Source organism: Novosphingobium lentum NBRC 107847 (genome assembly GCF_001590965.1).
Lineage (GTDB): Bacteria > Pseudomonadota > Alphaproteobacteria > Sphingomonadales > Sphingomonadaceae > Novosphingobium > Novosphingobium lentum.
Genome location: NZ_BCTW01000015.1, coordinates 23,505 through 42,832, shown reverse-complemented (window position 1 = coordinate 42,832; position 19,328 = coordinate 23,505). Strand labels below are relative to the sequence as shown.

12 protein-coding genes are annotated in these 19,328 nt (G+C 67.7%); 3 read left to right on the top strand and 9 right to left on the bottom strand.

Annotated elements, in window-relative coordinates:
* Positions 1 to 72: 72 nt before the first annotated feature.
* The 6 genes from NL2_RS14025 to NL2_RS14000 form a co-directional block, all read right to left on the bottom strand.
* The gene (locus tag NL2_RS14025) at positions 73 to 882 is read right to left on the bottom strand and encodes an outer membrane protein assembly factor BamD (RefSeq protein ID WP_068076320.1); all 810 of its coding nucleotides are present in this window, start codon (positions 880 to 882) and stop codon (positions 73 to 75) included.
* 75 nt (positions 883 to 957) lie between these two features.
* On the bottom strand, positions 958 to 1,392 hold the full coding sequence (locus NL2_RS14020; RefSeq protein ID WP_068076319.1) for an RrF2 family transcriptional regulator: 435 nt from the start codon (positions 1,390 to 1,392) through the stop codon (positions 958 to 960).
* 138 nt (positions 1,393 to 1,530) lie between these two features.
* The gene (locus NL2_RS14015; RefSeq protein ID WP_068076318.1) at positions 1,531 to 2,523 is read right to left on the bottom strand and encodes a DUF2891 domain-containing protein; all 993 of its coding nucleotides are present in this window, start codon (positions 2,521 to 2,523) and stop codon (positions 1,531 to 1,533) included.
* Complete coding sequence (locus NL2_RS14010; RefSeq protein WP_068076317.1) at positions 2,520 to 3,461, bottom strand: DUF979 domain-containing protein; 942 nt, start codon at positions 3,459 to 3,461, stop codon at positions 2,520 to 2,522. The genes NL2_RS14015 and NL2_RS14010 overlap by 4 nt, the downstream gene beginning before the upstream one ends.
* Positions 3,458 to 4,132, bottom strand: coding sequence for a DUF969 domain-containing protein (locus NL2_RS14005; protein WP_068076316.1), 675 nt, complete (start codon positions 4,130 to 4,132; stop codon positions 3,458 to 3,460). The genes NL2_RS14010 and NL2_RS14005 overlap by 4 nt, the downstream gene beginning before the upstream one ends.
* Positions 4,132 to 7,725, bottom strand: coding sequence for a hydantoinase B/oxoprolinase family protein (locus NL2_RS14000; RefSeq protein ID WP_068076389.1), 3,594 nt, complete (start codon positions 7,723 to 7,725; stop codon positions 4,132 to 4,134). Before NL2_RS14000 ends, NL2_RS14005 begins: the two co-directional genes overlap by 1 nt.
* A gap of 182 nt (positions 7,726 to 7,907) precedes the next feature.
* Here NL2_RS14000 and NL2_RS13995 point away from each other — a divergent pair, with 182 nt between their 5' ends.
* Genes NL2_RS13995 through NL2_RS13985 form a run of 3 tightly spaced genes read left to right on the top strand, consistent with a single transcriptional unit; the run spans position 7,908 to position 11,972 of the window.
* A complete protein-coding gene (locus NL2_RS13995) occupies positions 7,908 to 9,815 on the top strand; it encodes a potassium transporter Kup (protein WP_068076315.1) in 1,908 nt (635 codons plus the stop codon).
* Between the two features lie 10 nt (positions 9,816 to 9,825).
* A complete protein-coding gene (locus NL2_RS13990; RefSeq protein WP_068076314.1) occupies positions 9,826 to 11,295 on the top strand; it encodes an ATP-binding protein in 1,470 nt (489 codons plus the stop codon).
* On the top strand, positions 11,292 to 11,972 hold the full coding sequence (locus NL2_RS13985; RefSeq protein WP_068076313.1) for a response regulator transcription factor: 681 nt from the start codon (positions 11,292 to 11,294) through the stop codon (positions 11,970 to 11,972). Before NL2_RS13990 ends, NL2_RS13985 begins: the two co-directional genes overlap by 4 nt.
* 3 nt (positions 11,973 to 11,975) lie before the next feature.
* Here the strand turns inward: NL2_RS13985 and NL2_RS13980 are convergent, their stop codons facing one another.
* The 3 genes from NL2_RS13980 to NL2_RS13970 all read right to left on the bottom strand — a co-directional run bounded on the left by NL2_RS13980 (position 11,976) and on the right by NL2_RS13970 (position 19,278).
* Complete coding sequence (locus tag NL2_RS13980) at positions 11,976 to 13,112, bottom strand: DUF11 domain-containing protein (protein ID WP_068076312.1); 1,137 nt, start codon at positions 13,110 to 13,112, stop codon at positions 11,976 to 11,978.
* 41 nt (positions 13,113 to 13,153) lie between these two features.
* Positions 13,154 to 18,124, bottom strand: coding sequence for a hypothetical protein (locus NL2_RS13975; RefSeq protein ID WP_245647691.1), 4,971 nt, complete (start codon positions 18,122 to 18,124; stop codon positions 13,154 to 13,156).
* A gap of 92 nt (positions 18,125 to 18,216) precedes the next feature.
* Positions 18,217 to 19,278, bottom strand: coding sequence for a hypothetical protein (locus NL2_RS13970; RefSeq protein ID WP_068076310.1), 1,062 nt, complete (start codon positions 19,276 to 19,278; stop codon positions 18,217 to 18,219).
* Positions 19,279 to 19,328 lie beyond the last annotated feature (50 nt).

Below are 19,328 nucleotides of genomic sequence, written 5' to 3'. Positions count from 1 at the left end.
CCGGCGCGCCAACGAAAACGGGCCACTTGCGCGGCCCGTGAACGTATCGATGGTACTGCTTACCGCAGCGAATCAGGTGGCGGTGGTGCCCGCCGCCTTGGCGTTCATCAGCTTGAACGCGCGCTGGTACCATTCGCTGCCGGGATAGTTGGCACCCAGCACAGCGGCGGATTTCTGCGCCTCTTCCGGAATACCGAGCGACAGGTAGGCTTCGACCAGGCGATACAGCGCTTCGGGCGTGTGGCTGGTCTGCTGGTACTTTTCCACCACCGAGCGGAACCGCAGCGTGGCGGCCAGCCATTTGCCGCTGCGTTCGTAAAAGCGCCCGATCTCCATTTCCTTGCCGGCAAGGTGATCGTTGACCAGATCGATCTTCAGCTTGGCGTCGGTGGCATATTGCGTGGTGGGGTAGCGGCGGACCACGTCGTTGAGCGCGGTCAGCGCCTGCTGCGTAACCTTCTGGTCGCGCGTGACGTCGCCGATCTGCTCGTAATAGCACAGCGCGACGAGGTAATAGGCGTACGGCGCATCCTTGTTGCCCGGATGGATCGACAGGAAGCGCTGCCCGGCCTGCACCGACTTGTTGTAATCGCGCGCGACGTAATAGCTGAACGCGCTCATCAACTGCGCGCGGCGGGCCCACGGCGAGTAGGGATGCTGGCGTTCCACTTCGTCGAACAGCGCGGCAGCCGCCTTGGCATCGCCTTTGTCCAGGCGGTCCTTGGCCGCCATGTACAGCGTATCGACATCGCGCGCGACATAGGCGGTATCGCGCTTGCCCTTGCCGCCCGCGGCACAACCGGCGGTCGTCCCGATGGCGAGGATTGCAGCGGCAAGGACGGCGAGCCGGAGCGGAGTGCGGCCATGGGCGTTGTGCATCATGCGCGCCCTATAGCCAGCACGCCCCTGAACGCCAAGTGAAGTTGTCCGGCGATCGCACTGCCACTCGACAGATCGTCAGGCTTCGGGAAACGGCGGTTCCAGTGCAATCGGATCGGCCAGCGTGATCCGGTCGAGCATCGCGGCGGTTTCGTCGCGCAGCTGCAGCATGAGCCCGCGCAGGCGGCATTCGGCTTCGGGCAGGCAATTGGGGCAATGTTCGTGCGCGTTGCGGCTGGCGCAGGGCACCAGCGCCAGGCTGCCGCGCGTGAGGCGGATGATGTCGCCATAGCGGACGTCCACCGGCGCCAGCGCCAGTTCATAGCCGCCCTCGCGCCCGCGATGCGAATTGACGATGCCCTCGCGCGCCATTTCCGACAGGATCACGGTGAGGAACTTGCGCGGAATGTTCTGGTCCGCCGCGATTGCGTCCAGCCGGACCGGACCCTGACCGAAACGGTCGGCAAGGTGCTGGAGAGCCCGGATGGTATAGCGCGTCTTCTGCGACAGCATGGCATGAGCAAGACGCCGACCCGAGCAGATTGTCAACGCCCGAGGTAGATAATGCGTCCGATGCGGGGATGCGTTTGGGCGTGAGGCAAGGACCGGATAAATTCTGCAATGAAATCATTGGCCGATTGTCGCGAGCGGCTATCCCTCCAGCGCGAGCAGCGCAAATGTCGCGAGCCAGTGTTCGCCCATGTAATCACCGCTGACGTGCGGCAGCGCCGCGTCGAGGTGGTCTTGCGCCGTCTGCTCCATCGCCGCGTGGAGCGCATGACCGGGGCCAAGCGTGCGGCCCAGCGCGCGCCAGCACCACGCCCGGCTGAGGTTCAAGCCGTCGAGATGCGCGATCTTGCCGTCGCTGCGATCCGACACCACGACCGGACGGAACAGCGTTGCGGGTTCCCTCTGCGGCAACGCCGGCAGGAAGCCGTCGAACCAGTCGGCAAATGCCGCTGGCCCAAGCACCCGGCTCATCAGCAGCGCCTCGCACAGCGCGGGCGACAGGAACTCGTCGCCGCCCGGCTCCCACGCCTGGCAAGCCCGATCGCCGACGAACCAGTCGATCGACCGGGTATCGATCAGGGCCGCCAGCGCCGGATCGAACCGCACCGCCCACTCGCGCGCCAGCACCAGCGCGAACGCGATGTTGAAATGGGTGCCGACGCGGATCGGGTAGGTCAGCTTGGGCAGGAACGTGTGGAACCGCAGCGCGAACGCCTCTGCCAGCGGGCGCAGCGCTTCGCCCCAGCCTGCATCATGCCGCGTCGCTTCGCCGTGCAGCGCCAGCAGCCACGCCCAGCCATACGGCCGCTCGAACCCTGCGGCGGTCGGGCGTGCCAGGAACGCCAGTTCGCCTGCCACTTTCTCAGGCACCAGCATCGCGTTGGCGTGCACCCGCACCTCGGCCGCCTGGTCCGTGTCCGGAAACAGGCGGGCAAGGCGCAGCACCTGCCACCAGCCATGGACGCAGCTGTGCCAGTCGAAACTGCCGTGGAAGATCGGGTGAAGCTGTTCGGGCAGGCGAAAGTCGTCGGGGCCCGCCAGCACGAGATCGGGCTTGTAGGGCCAGCGCCGGTCGAGATGGCCCAGCGTCAGCGCCATGAAACCGGCGGCGGTGGCTTCGTCGATGCGGCTCATGGAAAGGCCATGACGCGGATCAGCACGATGTTGAACACCAGCAGCGGCAAGGCGGTGGGCCATTGTGCCCGGATCACCGCATAGCGGTCCTTCAGCTTGAGCAGCGCGACCGGGACCAGGTTGAAGTTGGCCGCCATCGGCGTCATCAGCGTGCCGCAGAACCCAGCGAGCATCCCCACCGCGCAGACGATCGCCGGATCGCCATGGTGCGCGCGGATCAGCAGCGGCAAGCCGATCGCGGCGAACATCACCGGGAACGCGGCAAAGGCGTTGCCCATGACCATCGTGAACACCACCATGCCCAGCGCATAGGCCAGCACCAGCGCGGTCAGCCCGGCGCCGGGCAGGCTGGCCGAGACGATATGCCCCACAGCTCCCCCAACCCCGGCCAGCGCGAAGATCGCGCCGAGGCTGGCGAGCATCTGCGGCAGGATCGCGGCCCAGCCGACATGATCGAGCAGCCGCCGACCCTGCTGCAGCGGCATCAGCGCGGCGGGGCGCAGCCATGCGTAGCCTGCCGCCAGCGCCACCAGCACGCCGAACGCCAGCGAGATCAGCGTCGCCTGCCTGGCATCGAGCAAGCCGGGCGCGTACTTGGCCAGAATCGTTCCCGCCAGCGCGGTTGCCGGGATGGCGAGCGCGATCACGAACAGGCCATTGCCGAACCGGGTGGCGCCTGCCTCGCGCGTCGCGGCTGACACCTCGTGCGCGGTGCCCCGGCCCAGCCCGCCAGCCCCGGCAATCGCCACCAGCGCCAGCACGAGGACACCGTTGGCCAGATCGCCCAGCCGGTCGCCCGCCAGCATCGACAGCGCCAGCAATGCCCAGAACAGCGCGGTCGTCCAGCGGCGCGGGTTGCTGCGGTCCGCCGCGCCCAGCACCGCAAACGCGGCGAACAGGCTACCCGCGAACGCATAGACCATCGCCAGCGAGATCATGGCCGCGCGCCCTCCAATCGCCGGGTCAGCCGCCGGTCGAGCCGCCACAGGCGGAACCCGTGGATCAGGAACGCGGACACCGCCGAAGGAATCGCCCAGACCGACAGCGCGAACGGCGGCAGGGCGATGCCCGCAGACTGGAGGATGCCCTTCATCAGCAGGATCGAACCGATCGCGAGGAAGATGTCCTCACCGAAGAACACCCCGATGTTGTCGGTCGCCGCCGCCAGCGCCTTGATCCGGTCAAGCTCGTCGTCACCGCTCAACCCCTGGCGCTCGGCGGCCGCGACCGCCATCGGCGCCAGCAGCGGGCGCACCGTCTGCGCGTGGCCCGCCATCGAGATCAGGCCGACCGCGGCAGTCAGCTGGCGCAGCAGCAGGTAGCCCCACAACAGGCGCCCCGCCGTGGCCCCCGCCATGGATGCCACGATGGCGCGGGCGCGTTCCTGCAGGCCCTTGGCCTCCAGCATCCCGATCACCGGCAGCACGATCCAGATCACCGAGATATAGCGCGTGTCGTTGAACGACTTGCCCAGCGCCGCGACGATCGTAAGCGGGTCCATCCCGGCGGCAAGACCGGTGACCAACGCCGCGACCAGCACGACCAGCAGCGGATTGAACCGCAGCAGGAAGCCCGCGACGATCACGCCGATCCCGCTCAGCACCAGCATCAGTCGTCGCCCTTCCTGCCGAACCCGCCACCACCCGGCGTTTCGATCACGAACACATCACCGGGGGCCATGCTGGCGGTGGCGGTGGCGGGCAGCGGTTCGACCTTACCGTCCGCGCGTTCGATGCTGTTGCAGCCCGTTGCGCCCGGCATCCCGCCCGCCAGCCCGAACGGCGGGACGATCCGCCGGTTGGAGAGGATACCGGCCGCCATCGGTTCCAGAAAGCGCACCCGCCGCGTCGCGCCATCCCCGCCCCGGTGCAAGCCCGGCCCGCCCGATCCGCGCCGGATCGAGAATTCCTCCAGCCGCACCGGAAAGCTGGTTTCGAGCACTTCGGGATCGGTCAGCCGGCTGTTGGTCATGTGCGTCTGCACCACGTCGCAGCCATCGAAGTCCGGCCCCGCGCCCGATCCGCCCGCGATCGTCTCGTAATACTGGTGGCGGGCATTGCCGAAGGTGAAGTTGTTCATCGTGCCCTGCGCCGCCGCCATCGCGCCCAGCGCGCCGAACAGGGCATCGGTGATGACCTGGCTGGTCTCGACGTTGCCCGCCACCACGGCCGCCGGCGAGACCGGACGCAGCATCGATCCTTCGGGCACGATGATTTCAATCGGACGCAGGCAGCCCTCATTCATCGGCACCGCATCGTCGATCAGCGTGCGCACGACGTACAGCACCGCCGCGCGCACCACCGGCAGCGGCGCGTTGAAGTTGTCGGCCAGTTGCGGGCTTGAACCGGTGAAGTCGATCGTCGCGCGATGGTGGGCGCGATCGATCGTGACCGCGACGCTGACCTGCGCGCCGTTGTCCATGGCGTAGACGAACCGTCCGTCGTCGAGCCGATCGAGCAGCGCCCGGACAGCGCGTTCGGCCTGCGCCTGAACATGGCACATGTAAGCATCGACCACCGCGCGGCCCTGATCGGCGGCAATGCGGCGCAGTTCGCTGGAGCCGCGCTGGCAGGCGGCGACTTGCGCGCGAAGGTCGGCCAGATTCATGTCGGGATTGCGCGACGGCCACGGGCCCTGCTCCAACAGTTCGCGCACGTCTGCCTCGCGCAAGCGGCCGCGATCGACCAGCAGCACGTTGTCGAGGAGGATGCCTTCTTCGGCCAGCGTCGTGCTCCCCGGCGGCATCGATCCTGGCGATATCCCGCCGATGTCGGCATGGTGGCCGCGCGCGGCGACGAACCACGCGGGCGCGGTGTCGCCCGCCTCCGCGAACACGGGCATCACCACCGTGATGTCGGGCAGATGCGTGCCGCCGTCGTACGGCGCGTTAAGCGCGTAGGCATCGCCGGGCAGGATTCCGCGACTGTCTGCCCCCGCACCGCGCCGCGACAGGATCGTGCGCACGCTTTCGCCCATCGAGCCCAGATGCACCGGCATGTGCGGCGCGTTGGCGATGAGGTTGCCCGCCGCATCGAAGATGGCGCAGGAGAAATCCAGCCGCTCGCGAATGTTGACCGACGAGGCGCTGTGCTGAAGCGCCGCGCCCATCTCCTCGGCAATGGCCATGAACATCCCGCCCATGATCTCCAGCCGCACCGGGTCGCAGGCGGTGTCGCCCGCAGGAGTTGCGCGCGCTGAGATGCGCGACAGCAGCAGATTGCCGATGGGATCGACCCGCGCGCGCCAGCCCGGCTCGATCACGGTGGTCGAGACCGGATCGACCACCAGCGCCGGTCCGTCGATCGCAAACCCGGCGGCGAGGTGTTCGCGGCGCAGAAGCACGGCGGCGCAGTCGATCCCCGCTGCGCGCATCGCAATCGTCTCGGTCCCCGGCGTCGATCGTTCCGGCAGCGCCGCGAGGTAGGGCGTGGTCTGCGCGTTGTGCACCACGACCTCGACCCGCACTGTCTCGACGACCAGCGCGGCAGTTGACGCAAAGCCGAAGCGGGCGTTCCAGTCGCGTTCGAACTGCGCGGTCATTTCCGCGAGGCTGGCGCGCCTGACCTCGATGACGTTTTCGCTGCCGACAGGGCGCAAGTCGAGCGACACGTCACGGCGCAGCGTTTTGCCTTGCGCACCTTGCTCGCCCAAGGCCCGACCCGCATCGTCCGCCAGTCGTGCAACGCACGCCTCGATCGCATCGGTCGCGGTCGGGTCGAGCGGGAGGCCCAGCGTTGCCTCACGCACCTCGCGCCGGTCGGCCAGGCCCATGCCATAGGCAGACAGCAGGCTGGCCAGCGGGTGGACCATTACTTGCGTCATCCCCAGCGCATCGGCCACCAGGCACGCGTGCTGTCCGCCCGCCCCGCCGAAGCACGCCAGCGTCGCGCGGGTGACGTCATGGCCCCGGCGCACCGAGATGGCCTTGATCGCGTTGGCCATGTTCGCCACGGCGATCTGGACGAAGCCTTCGGCCAGCGCCAGCGGATCGGGTGGCGCGCCGGTGGCCAGCGCCACCTCGTCGCAGATCGCGTCGATGCGTGCTTGGGCCGCCTCAGCGTCCGGCGGCAGGTCGCCGGCGGGGCCGAACACCTGCGGAAAATGCGCAGGGCTCAGCTTGCCCAGCAGCATGTTGCAATCGGTCACCGTCAGCGGCCCGCCGCGCCGGTAGCAGGCCGGGCCCGGCACCGCTCCGGCCGAATGCGGACCTACGAAATAGCGCATGCCGTCGAACCCGCAGATCGATCCGCCCCCGGCGGCCACGGTGTGGATGCGCATCATCGGCGCGCGCAGTCGCACCCCGGCAACATGCGTCTCGCTGTCGCGTTCGTACCGCCCGGCATGGTGCGAGACATCGGTCGACGTGCCGCCCATGTCGAACCCGATGACGTGGTCGAAACCTGCCGCCCGCGCGGTTTCGGCCATGCCCACGATGCCGCCCGCCGGGCCGGACAGGATCGCGTTGCGCCCGTGGAACGCCGCGCGTCGGGCAAGGCCGCCGCTCGACTGCATGTAGAGCGCGGCCACGTCCGGCCCCAGCCCGTGCTCCAACCCCGCGACGTAACGGTGCAGCACCGGTGACAGGTACGCGTCGACCACCGCCGTATCGCCCCGCGACACCAGCTTGATCAGCGGCGCGACCAGATGGCTGGCGGACACTTGCGTGAAGCCGATCTCGCGCGCCATTCGCATGATTGCAATCTCGTGGGCCGTGTGCCGCCACCCATGCATCAGCACGATCGCAACCGATCGCAAACCGCGCTCGAGCGCATGGGACAGCGCGGCATGAGTCGCTCGTTCGTCGAGTGGCTGAATGACGGTTCCATCGACCCCGACCCGCTCGTCGATTTCGATCACCTCTGCATAAAGCGGATCGGGGCGATGGATGGCGCGGGCGAAGATATCGGGCCGTTCCTGCGTGCCGATCCGCAGCGCATCGCCGAACCCCCGGGTGATCGCCAACAGGGTCGGCTCGCCGTTGCGCTCGAGCAGCGCGTTGGTCGCCACGGTGGTCCCCAGGCGCAGTTCGGCGGGCGGCAAGTGTGCCCCGGTGCCGGTCAGGCGCTTCATCGCTTCGACTGCGGCGTCAGCATAGCGGCCCGGATCTTCCGACAGCAGCTTGGCGGTGTGCCACGTGCCTTGAGGATCAACGGCCACCACATCGGTGAACGTACCGCCCCGATCGACCCAGAATCGCCACATCGCCTTGCTCACGCCCGCCACCCTAGAAGGTTTGGCGAAAACCCCAAGCGGGTGGAATCCGCCAGGCGCATCATCGCCACAGGCGGCAACTTTAATGCTCTCGTAATGGCGGGCAGACCGATTTCTTATGGCGCCGTAATCGTTTGATCGCCCATGGCGGGCTCTGACATGGGGGCCACTTGATGACAGAATCGGCATCGGCGCACAAATCGACGCTGGGCGCGCTGACGCTCGGCGCGCTGGGCGTCGTCTATGGCGATATCGGCACCAGTCCGCTTTATGCGTTCCGCGAAGCGCTGGCGCAAACCGCCGCCGGCGGGATCGATCGCAGCGAGGTGATCGGCGTGTTGTCGCTGGCGCTGTGGGCGCTGATCGTGGTGGTCACGCTGAAGTACGTGCTGTTCCTCACGCGCGCCGACAACAACGGCGAGGGCGGCGTGCTGTCGCTGATGGCGCTGGCCAGCCGGGCGACCAAGGGCAAGTGGATCGTCGTGCTGCTGTTCGGCGCGACCGGCGCGGCGCTGTTCTATGGCGACGCGATCATCACCCCCGCGCTGTCCGTGCTGTCTGCGGTCGAAGGGCTCAGGACCGTCCCGAGCCTGGCGCACCTGATGACCCTGCCGGTGATCCTGGGCACCACGATCGGCATCCTGTTCGGCCTGTTCGCGATCCAGTCGCGCGGGACCGCCAGCATCGCCCGGTTTTTTGGCCCGGTCTGCGTGCTGTGGTTCCTCGTGCTCGCCGTTCTCGGGTTCTGGCACATCCTCCAGGCCCCCGAAGTGCTGGCCGCGTTCAACCCTTACGAGGCGGTGGCGTTCATGATCGGGCACGGCGTGTCCGGACTGTTCGTACTCGGCGCGGTGTTCCTGACGGTGACCGGCGCGGAGGCGCTGATCGCCGACATGGGCCATTTCGGCCGCAAGCCGATCCAGCTCGGCTGGTTCGCGATGGTGTGGCCGTCGCTGACGCTCAACTACCTCGGCCAGGGCGCGCTGGCGCTGGCGACGATGAAGGCATCTGAAGCAGCTGGAAAGCCGTTCGAGAACGCGGACTGGTTCTTCCTGATGGCTCCCGAAACGATGCGCGCGCCGCTGGTGATCCTCGCCACGGTCGCAACGATCATCGCCAGCCAGGCCGTGATCACCGGGGCATACTCGCTGTCGCAGCAGGCGATCGCGCTCGGCCTGCTGCCCCGCCTCACGATCCGCCAGACTTCCGCCGACCAGATCGGCCAGATCTACATGCCGGTGGTCAACTGGCTGGTGCTGGCCGGCGTGCTGGTGCTGGTGCTGGCGTTCAAGAACAGCTCCGACATGGCCGCCGCCTATGGCATCGCGGTGACCGGGACGATGGTCGTCACCACCTGGCTGGCCTTCATCATCGCGTGGAAGCTGTGGGGCTGGAACCCGCTGTGGACCGCCGTGCTGTTCGTGCCGTTCATGGCGCTGGACATGGTGTTCTTCGGCGCCAACATCCTGCGCGTGGTCGAGGGTGGCTGGGTGCCGCTGCTGGTCGCCGCGATCATGGGGGTGATCATCACCACCTGGATGCGCGGGCGCAGCGCGGCACTGCAACGCACCACGGAACAGGGCGTGGCGATGACCGACCTTGCCTCGGCGCTGGCCGCCCGACCGCCGACGATTGTCGAAGGCGTGGCGGTGTTCCTGACCCAGAACCCCGAAATCACCCCGTCCGCGCTGCTCCACAACCTCAAACACAACAAGGCGCTGCACCGGCTGAACGTGCTGCTTGCGGTCACCACCGAGCAGCGGCCGCATGTTCCGCTGGCGGAACGGCTGACGATGGAGCCGATCGACGAACGCTTCACCCGCGCGTCGCTGCACTATGGCTATATGGACCGTACCGACGTGCCAAGCGACCTCGCGCGCAGCCCCAGCCTGCTGACCGGGCGCGGGGGCACGTCGTTCTTCGTCGGCCGCAACGCCATCCGGCGCGCCGCCAACCCGGCCCTGCCCCGGTGGATGACGGTGCTGTTCACGTTCCTGCACCGCAACGCGGCCGACCCGACTGCCTATTTCGCGATTCCGCCGAACCGCGTGGTCGAACTGGGGACGCAAATCGAGCTATAGCGTTGCGGGCATGATCGATCGAAGCCCCGCCTTGCGCCATCCAGCCCGTTCCCCGGCGCGATCCTATGTCGTGGCGGCGCTGGCGGTGTCGCTGGTCGGGGGGCTGACGCTGGCGTTCCTGCCCTGGCTCGGGCTGGCATCGTGCGCGCTGCTGTTCCAGTTGCCGGTGCTGCTGGCAGCGGTGGAAGGCGGCCTGGGCCCGGGCCTGATGGCCGCCGTGCTGGCAGCTTTTGCCTACAATTTCCTGCTGCTTCCGCCGCAGTTTTCGCTGCGGATCCATGAGGCGGAAAACATCGTCAGCGTGGTGGTGCTGATCGTGGTCGCTTATGTTTCCAGCCGGCTGGCAACCGCTTTGCGCCTGCGCGAGCTCGAGGCATCGCAGCGCGCCGATGCCAGCGGGGAACTGGCTGAACTGTCGGCCGCGCTCAACGCCGCACCGCCGGTGCGTGCGATCGAACACGCGCTGGCGTTCCTGACCGCCCGTTATGGCCGTGCGCTGTTCCTGCCGCAGGACGAGATTGAAAGTACCGCTGCCGCGTTCAACTCGCTCGAGCATTCGGCCGCGGCGTGGTCGATGCACAACGGCGACATGACCGGCCACGGCACGCAGATCATGCCCGAAGCGCGCTGGACCTTTCTGCCGCTGGCGCCGCGCCGCCCGGGCGGCGGCCCGATCGTCGCGCTGGGCCAACCCGGCGGCCGTGCGGTTCGCGCGGAAGGCCAGCTTGCCCACCTGCAGCAGCTGTGCCGGTTGATCGGGCAGGCCGCCGACCGGCTCGCGCTCGAGCAGGCGCGGCTCGACCGCCAGCGGCTGGAGGATCGCGACCGGCTGCGTCGCGCACTGCTGGCCTCGCTGGGGCACGATTTCCGCACGCCGCTGACCGTCGTCATGGGCGAACTCGAAAGCCTCGATCATGGCCAATCGGCGGTCGTCCGCGCGCTCGCCGCGGCTCGGCGGCTCGACCGCAAGATGGACGATCTGGTCGGCGTGACCCGCATCGAGCATGGCGGGTTGGCGCCAGCGCGCGATGCGATCGATCTCGTGGACGTGGTGGCGGATGCGTGCGCCGCCGTCGCTCCCGATCCCGGCAACATCGCGCTGCAGTCGCACATCGCGCCGGACCTGCCGTTCGTCGCCGGCGATGCCGTGCTGTTGCGGCACGTTCTGGTCAATCTGATCGACAACGCTTTGCGCCACGCCCGCAGCCAGGTGACGATCGATGCCGGAACGTCTGGCGGGAACGTCTGGCTGTCGATGTCCGACGACGGACCGGGCGTGCCGCCCGCGCAAGCAGCGGCGGTGTTCGAACGATTCGCGCGGATCGAGGGTAGCGACCGCAGCGGCGGCAGCGGCCTGGGGCTTGCCATCGTGAAAGGCTTTGCCGATGCCATGGCGATGGAAATCGCGATCACCGATGCACCGGGCGGCGGCGCCTGCTTCACCCTGACCATGCCCGCCCGTGCGATGGACGGCGCATGAATCGCATCCTCGCCGTCGATGACGAGCCGGCGATCCTGCGGCTGCTGGGAGCCGTGCTGGGGCGCGGCGGGTATGACGTGGTGCCCGCCAGCGACGCCGCAGCGGCCATGGCAGCACTGGCGCGCGGTGGGATCGATGCGATCGTGCTCGATCTGGGCCTGCCCGATCGTGACGGTCTGGAGGTGATCGCGGCGGTGCGCGCAAGCAGCCAGGTGCCGATCATCGTCGTCACCGCGCGCAGCGATGTCGCGGAAAAGATCGCCGCGCTCGATCTGGGCGCGGACGATTACGTGACCAAGCCGTTCGACGGCGACGAACTGCTCGCCCGGCTGCGATCGGCGTTGCGGCGCGCCCGGCCCGACGGACGCAGCGCCGAACAGCTGGTCCACGGCCCGCTGCGCATCGACTTTGCCCGCCATGTGCTCACCCGCGATAACGCACCGGTCGCGCTGACCCCGCGCGAATTCGCGGTGATGGGCGCGCTGATCGAGGCCGGTGGCCGCATCGTCACCCACGCCGCGCTGCTGGAGAAGGTGTGGGGCAAGGCCCATGTGCACGATGTCGATTACTTGCGCGTGGTCGTGCGCGCGCTGCGCCTCAAGCTGGAGGCCGACCCGGCGCATCCCGACCTGATTCGCAACGAGCCCGGCATCGGTTACCGCCTGACCGACGCGTGACGCTTACTTCACGCTGACGATGTACTGCAACTGCAGCGTCGAATTGGCCGCAAGCTGCCCTCCCGGCACGATCTTGATTCCGTCGACTTGCGCGTCATAGCCCGCAACGGGCGTGTACGTGAACGTGGCGTCGGCGAGCTTGCTGTAGGTGATGTTCGCAGAGGCCAGTGTCGTGCCGCCCGCCGAGACCAGCTTGACCGGCAACGTCGTCGTCCCGTCGAACGCGCTGTTCCGGAACGTGGTCGCCGCCGGCAGCAAATCGGTGAGCACGATCGAACTGCCATCGACCGGGCTCGCACCGCTGTTCGTGACGGTCAGCGTATAGACCACGTCGTTGCCGGGTATGTTGTAGGCGCCGTAGGTGCCGGTTGCGGGGGCGGATGTCTTGGCGACCGCGATCGCCGGCATCGGGCAGAACGTGATCCCGGCAATGCCCATCGCCTGCTGGCCGGTCGTGGTCTCGCTACCGGTCAGCGGGAAGTTGCCGTATTTGAGCGTGACCGAGGTGACCGGCTGGGTAAAGCTGGCGTTGATCGTGCCGTCGTCCGAATTGTTGTTCGACGTGGCCGTCCCGCCCGCCTGCTGGTTGGTGAGCGACAGCGGCGTGGTCGTCGACCCGATCAATGAGGTGGAACCGGTGGCGCTGTGCGGCAGCACGCCGTTGTTGCCGTTGCCCCATGGTGTCGTCAGCGCCGGTGTCATCGTGGTGGTGCCGTCGCTGCCGGTCACCTGCAGCCAGTCGCGATACTGGTTGGCGGAATAGTCGACGTCGTGCACCGCCATGGTGAAATCGCGGATCGGCTGCGCGAACGTGAACGTGACGGTGATGACCCGGGTCGAGCCGGCCATGCTCGCGGTGCGCGACGAGAACACCCCGCCGAACACCAAGTCGTTGGCGGTGGTGGTCGGCCCGGTGATCATCGTCGAGATGTTCGGCATCTGGGTGGCAGCGACTTGCGTGTTGCTCAGCCCGTTCTGCGCGATCGTGACGCTGAACCCGCGCGTGGCCCCGCCGGTGCTGGTGGCGGTGTAGTTGTAGGTCGAACCGTAGGCAAGCGTGGCCGCCGCCTGGTTCGCATAGCTGAAGGCAAACGTGTTGGCGGCGCTGCACGTGCCCGCCAGCGCCGGTACGGATGCCAAACTGAAGCAACCTGCGGCCATCGCCGCAACAACCCGTCGTTTCACCGGCCGAGGCCCAGCATGGCCAACGTGCTGTTGTCGAACTTCAGCCGGATGCTGGCAAACACGCCCTTGTCGGTCGTGCGCGCCGCCGCGAAATCGCGGTCGCGGAACCCGCTGATGTTGTAGCCCAGCGTGAGCAGCACGTTGTCCGCCGGAACGATGCCGATCTGCGGGCCGAACGCGAAGCTGGTGGTGTGGTCGACCAGGCTGGCGCGGATCGTGGCGGTGCCGCCGATCTCGATCCGGTCGCCGATGCCGATGTGGGCATCGAGCCCGCCGAGCAGCGTGGTGCCGGCCAGCGCGAAACCTTCGTAGCGATCGAAGTTGTAGCGCACGGCGGCGAACACGCCGAGTTCCGAACGCTGCACGCGATCCCCGTCGACATGGCCCTGCGGCGACCAGTTGCCCGAAACGCTGCCGATCAGGCGGCGCGACTGCGCATCGCCATTGACGATCAGCGCGGTCTGCCCGGCGGCCCCGGCCAGCCCATCGACCGCACCGGTCACCTTGTCGCTGCGGAAGGCGATCTTGGTCAGGAAAGCAAAGTGCGAGTCGGCCGGGCGGTGCGCCGCCGAAATCGCCGCATCCATCACTTCGGTGGTCGCGCCGCCGACGGCCGTCGCGTGGGTCCAGCTGAAACCGCTGCCCACGACGCTGCCTTCGCCGAGCTGGCGGATCGCGCCGAAGATGAAGCCCTTGCGGTTGGCATACTGGCCGTCGCGATACTCACCGCGCAAAGTCGCGCTCCAGCGTCCGGCCCGCCAGGCCGCGCCCACGGTGACGGCGGTGAAGTTTTCCACCAGCGATCCGCTGTCGTTGATCTGGCCGCCGCTGGCGACAGGCTGCGCGGGATTGATGATCGCGGCAGGATTGATCCCGCCCAGCACCTTGTTGCCGTCGAGCGTGGCATCCAGCGTCAGGTGGGCGCCGACGGGCAGCGACTGCGACAGGCCGTAGGCGGCGAACGTCCGCTTGCCCTGTTCGGATACCGATTGGCTGCCCAGCGAGGTGACCAGCCGTGCGCCCGACCACGGGGCGGCCTCGAACCCGGCGCGGAACGTGCGCGCGTCGATCGCGTCGCCCTTGGCGATTTCGTAAGTGCCGACCAGCTTGATCCCCGGCGTGATCGAATACCGTGCGCCAAGGCGCTGGCGTGCCGGCAGATCGATCGATTCGCTCTTGCCCAGCGCGATGCTCGTCGATGCGTCGAGTTCGAGCTTGTTGCCGAAGAACTTGTGCGCCGCGCCGGCTTCCAGCACGGTCGAGTTGGTCTTGCTGCCATCGGCCAGCGTATCGGCGAACCGCGCGATGCCGACCCGGGCCTCGGTCGAACCCTTGCGATAGGACGAGCTGACCTGCACCGCGTTGCGATGCGAGGCGTCGGTCAGGCTGTCGTCGTACCAGGCGCTGCCGGTCACCGACCAGCCTTCGCTCAGCAGCACGCGGCCATCGACGCCCAGCTTGCGACGGCCGCGTTCGGCCCCGCTTTCCTGGCCGAGCCCGAAATCGGGATCGACCGAGCGCGCATACGCCAGCAGATCGAGCTTGCCATCGTGGTGCTCGGCCTCGACCAGCCAGGCCGTGGCGTTGCTGCCTGCCTTGCGGCTGGCGGCGGCTTCGGCGCGCAGTTCGGTGCCCTCACCCACCCGCGCCTTGACGTCCATCGCGGCCAGCGTGGTGCGGGCATCGTCGCCCTTGTCGCTGACCACGGTTCCGCCCACGCGCAGCTTGCCGTTTTTGGTGGTGTAGTCGGCGCGGCCACCGGCGTTGACTTGCGCGCCGGCTGCGGCCGTATCGAGTTCGTAGTCGATCACGATGAACTGCGGGTTGAGATCGGCATCGCGGCTGAGGATCGGCTGCTTGAAGCTGATCGTGCCCGACAGCAAGTCGATGTCGTAATCGATGAAGCGGGTCAGCGTGGTGGTCTTGACCACCAGTTCCGACCGGAAGCGGTCGCGCACTTCGATCGTCACGTTTTCGCTGTTGGCGATAATCGCGCGGCTGGTCAGGCGATAGGGGCCGCTGATGCCGCCGCCCTGGAATTCGTCGCGACGATGCGTGGATTCAACGCGCGCCGCAAAACCCTCGGCGTGCAGGCCGCCGGTGTGCAACTCGCCCTTCAGGCCGGTGGTGGTGCGCTGGTAGCGGCCCAGCACGGTCTGGTCGAAGCCGGTCGTGATGTCGCCGAACAGGGCATAGAACGTGCCGGTCTCGATCCGCACGTAAATCTTCTTGCGGCTGGCGGCATCGAAGCGGCGGTCCGATCCATCGGCGAACACGGTGTAATAGGCGTTGGGATCGATCGCGCCGAGCAGGCGCTGGTCGTCGGCCTGCTTGGCGCTGTCATAGGCCAGCGTCAGCAGGTAGCGGCCCAGCACGCGGCCCTTGGCATAGAACGCGACACGCGCGTGATCGCCCAGGTCGCTGTCGAAACGCCCGGTGCGCTCCATGTTGTCGGCCACGCTCTTTTCGCCGACCGATCCTTCGGCCAGACCGACCAGCGTCCACTTCTGCTGGCCGGGTACGATCCAGGCTTCCAGCGTCTGCTGGCGCTTCAGTTCGCCGTTGGCAAAGGTGAAGTCGAGGTGGACCGCACCGCTGACCATGGTCGGCGCCAGTTCGATCAGCGCGATGCCGTCGTCGCCCTTGACCGTCCACGTCGGGCTCGACCGGCCCAGACCGGTCAGCGCGCGCGATTGCATGGCGTCGAGCGCCTGCGCGCTTTCGTAAGGCGCGTTGACCGCGAACTGGCCGGTCAGGCCCGAGTGGACCGGACGACCGCTGCGATCGAGCACGCGCACCGCGAGCATCGGGCGGGTGCTGCCATCGGCCACGAGCTTGGACGACGCCGCCACGATCTCGACCCGCGCCGGGCTGGCGGTGAAGTGAATGTCGCGCGTCAGGGTCTTGTCGGCGCTGCCGTCGAGGTTGCGGACGACGGCGGAGACGTGAGTGACTTCGCCGTCGAGCGGGATGCCGCGCCACACGCTGACGGCATAGCGCTTGTCGGCCGAAACCTTGGCGCCATCGAACGCCACCTTGTCGACCGGCTTGCCGTCGATGCTGAGGTCGACCTTCTGGCTGGCGCGGTGACGGATCACGATGCGCACGGCGGGCGCGCGCGGGTTATAGTCCGTCGCGGGGAACAGGAAGTCGGTGGGACCATCGCCCAGCGTCAGCCAGTCGATGTCGCCGCCGGCAGCTTCCTTGTCGGTCGCGGCTTCGGCCGGGTCCTTGGCGGGCGCTGCGGCATGCGGCGGCACCACCGCCGAGAAATCGGCGACGATCAGGCTGCCGCCCTGCCCCATCACGAAGCGCGAGCTGGTGCTGCCGGCATTGCGCGTCGAGCGGCTGCAGTCGACGAAGCGGCTGCCCTGCGGCAGCGTGGTTTCCTGCGCCGCGACAACGTGCGTGCCCGGTATCAGGCCTTCGAAGTGATAGCGCCCGTCGCGATCGGTGATGGCAAAGCTGCCGTCTTCCAGCATCACGCGCACGCCGGGGATGCCGAGGCGCGGATCGTTGACCGAGCAGGCACCTTCGGTGATGCGGCCGATCAGCGTCATCCGCCCGGCGATCGTCTCGCGATCGATCTTGAGCACCGCGCTGGCGACCGACGTCAGCCCGCGCGAGTCGGTGGCTTCGGCGCGGTTCACTGCCTGGCCCGGAGGCGCATCGGCGCGCACCGTCATCGCGTAGGTCACGCGATGTGTCGATGCGGCGGGCATCGTGCCCAGGCGGATGGTCAGGTGGTGGCCGTCGGCGGCCACGGTGATCGCCGCCGGATTGGCGGTGCCATCGACCCGGATCGATTCGGCGCGCAGGCGCAACCACGGCGAAGGCGTGTCGGACAGCACCACGTCGCGCTTGGCGCGGGTGCCGTCGGTGTTGGTCGCCAGCACGGTGTAATAGACCACGTCACCGGGAACCGCCGAAGGGGCCGAGACGGTCTTGGTCAGCGCCACCGCAACGCCCGGGCGATCGACCGGAATGTCCACGCGCACCGGCGAAGGGTTCGACAGGCTGAACCGGGCGCCGAACGAGCTATCGCCCAGAGTCAGTTCGCCCCCATCGGGGCGGGTAAGACCGGAAAGCTGCGCGACCCTCGCCTTGGACGGCGCCACGTAAGGAGAGGGTGGCTCGACCACCAATCGGTAGCTGCCAAGCGGCGCCAGCGGGAACCGGTATTCCCCCACCGGCATCGGATAGAGATTGCCCGCCGCATCGGTCACCGTCTCGCCGGTGACGATCGTCGAAGGATAGGGGGTGAGGCCATCGTCGCCGAACACCTTGGCGGGCGCTCCGGTCAGGGCATCGACCATCGAGATGCGCACGCCGTTGATCGGCGTGCCGTCTTCGCTGTCGAACACGACGCCGTAAGGGTCGGCCAGCACGTTGACCGCCGCCATGGCGATCGGCTGGATCTGCGAGGGCATCCGCAGCTCGATCGAGATCTTGTCACCCGAGGCGACGCTGAGGCGGCAGTCGCCCTGCACCGGCGTTGGCGGGACGGCGGTGGTCGGCACGGCGCCAATGAAGATGCCGCTGTTGGCCGAGGTTTCCAACACGGTGACGACTTCGCGATCGCCGCTGATCGTGGTGATCACCGCATCGACCTGATCGACGGCCGTGGTCGAGCGGTTGGCGGCGTGGTCGACCAGACGGAAGATCAGCTGCTGGCCGATCTTGATCGTGCTGACGTCCGAGGCCGAAACCAGGTTGGTCATCGTGCCCAGCAGCGCTGCCGACAGCGAGTGTCCGCCGCACAGCGAAGGCGCGATGGTGGTCGAGGGCGAACCCGGCGCGGATTGGAGCACGTCGAGCGTGACCGGGGTCTGCGTGACTTCGAATGTGGCCGCGTTCGACTGGACCGACAGGACCTGGTCGCCCTGTGTCCAGCTGGCGCGGGCAATGTTGGTGATGGTCTGCGCCTGAACCGATCCGCACAAAAAGAGCAGCGGCAGTGCAAGCACTGTCGCTGCCAAGTTGCGGATGGATTGAAGCTTGAGCATCTGGTTATGTGCGATCCGTTACCGGCTGCGCCTGGACGCAGCCGGTAGATCCATCAGTTGATCGTTGCGCGGAACAGCAGCGTCTTGGTCTCGGTCGCCGCGACGCTGGTGAGCGTGCCGCTCACCTTGTTCGAGGCAAACGAGCCGCCAGTGGCCCCGTCGGTGTTGCAGACACCCGAAGTCACCGTGCCGTTGATCTTGATCCCGTAGCCGGCATCATAAGTCAGGCCGGCAGGTAGCGGATCCTGGATGAGGATGGTGGTCGCCGTCGCACTGCCCGCGGCGTTGGTGACCGCGATGCAGTATTGCAGCGTGGCGCCGGGGATGAACTTGGCGTTGGTCGTCCCGTTCACCGGATCGCTGATGATCGTCGACGTCTTGACGGCGGTCAGTGCCGCGGCCGAGATCGTGTAGTCATCCTTGGCCGAGAACGCCGCATCGCGCGCCGCATCGGTGGCACCCGCTGCGTCGGCAAACACGGTGTCCATGCCCGAGGTGTTCGCGCCGGTCGTCTGGACCAGAGCGATACCCTGCGTGCCGGCAGTTCCGCCCTCACGACCCGTCGCGGTCAGCGTGACAGCGGCAACATTGCCGGTGGTCAGGCTGAGCGGGATGTCGGCGACCACGAACACCGTCGCGGTGCCGGTATCGGCACCCAGCTCGTCAAGGTACGTGACCAGCGTGTCGGTACCGGCATCATAAACGCCGTTGGCGTTGGCGTCCTTGTAGATCTTCACGTTGGTGACATCGAACGAGTCGGTGTTCGAGTGCGCACCCGCGCCGCCGGTCTGCTGAGTTGCCGTGAGCGCGAAATCGAGCACGGCGTTCGACAGGTTGGTGACGGTGAACGTGGTCACGGCTGCGGTCTGACCGGGCGAAACGGTCGTCGTGGTCGTGCCGACTTCGGCGACGGTCACGTTGACCTTGCGGTCGACCGTCAGCGTGTCGGACGCCGATTGTTGTGTCTGCGAGAACCCGCCGACCTGGAAATCCACCGAAACGGTGTTGGTGATCGTAGTGCCCGCAGTAGTCTGCGCCGCGAGCGCTGGTTGTGCGCCAAGCACGGCGAGTGTGAGAACACCGGCCGTACTCAGCAGTTTTTTGCTGAGTTTCATGTTATTAGTCCCCACTGCGTGATGTGGCCCGCGTATTTATCCGCCCGCGG

Excerpts from the sequence above, each read along its gene's own strand:
- NL2_RS14025 (WP_068076320.1), bottom strand. The coding sequence starts at position 882 with ATGATGCACAACGCCCATGGCCGCACTCCGCTCCGGCTCGCCGTCCTT.
- NL2_RS14020 (WP_068076319.1), bottom strand. The coding sequence starts at position 1,392 with ATGCTGTCGCAGAAGACGCGCTATACCATCCGGGCTCTCCAGCACCTT.
- NL2_RS14015 (WP_068076318.1), bottom strand. The coding sequence starts at position 2,523 with ATGAGCCGCATCGACGAAGCCACCGCCGCCGGTTTCATGGCGCTGACG.
- NL2_RS14010 (WP_068076317.1), bottom strand. The coding sequence starts at position 3,461 with ATGATCTCGCTGGCGATGGTCTATGCGTTCGCGGGTAGCCTGTTCGCC.
- NL2_RS14005 (WP_068076316.1), bottom strand. The coding sequence starts at position 4,132 with ATGCTGGTGCTGAGCGGGATCGGCGTGATCGTCGCGGGCTTCCTGCTG.
- NL2_RS14000 (WP_068076389.1), bottom strand. The coding sequence starts at position 7,725 with ATGTGGCGATTCTGGGTCGATCGGGGCGGTACGTTCACCGATGTGGTG.
- NL2_RS13995 (WP_068076315.1), top strand. The coding sequence starts at position 7,908 with ATGACAGAATCGGCATCGGCGCACAAATCGACGCTGGGCGCGCTGACG.
- NL2_RS13990 (WP_068076314.1), top strand. The coding sequence starts at position 9,826 with ATGATCGATCGAAGCCCCGCCTTGCGCCATCCAGCCCGTTCCCCGGCG.
- NL2_RS13985 (WP_068076313.1), top strand. The coding sequence starts at position 11,292 with ATGAATCGCATCCTCGCCGTCGATGACGAGCCGGCGATCCTGCGGCTG.
- NL2_RS13970 (WP_068076310.1), bottom strand. The coding sequence starts at position 19,278 with ATGAAACTCAGCAAAAAACTGCTGAGTACGGCCGGTGTTCTCACACTC.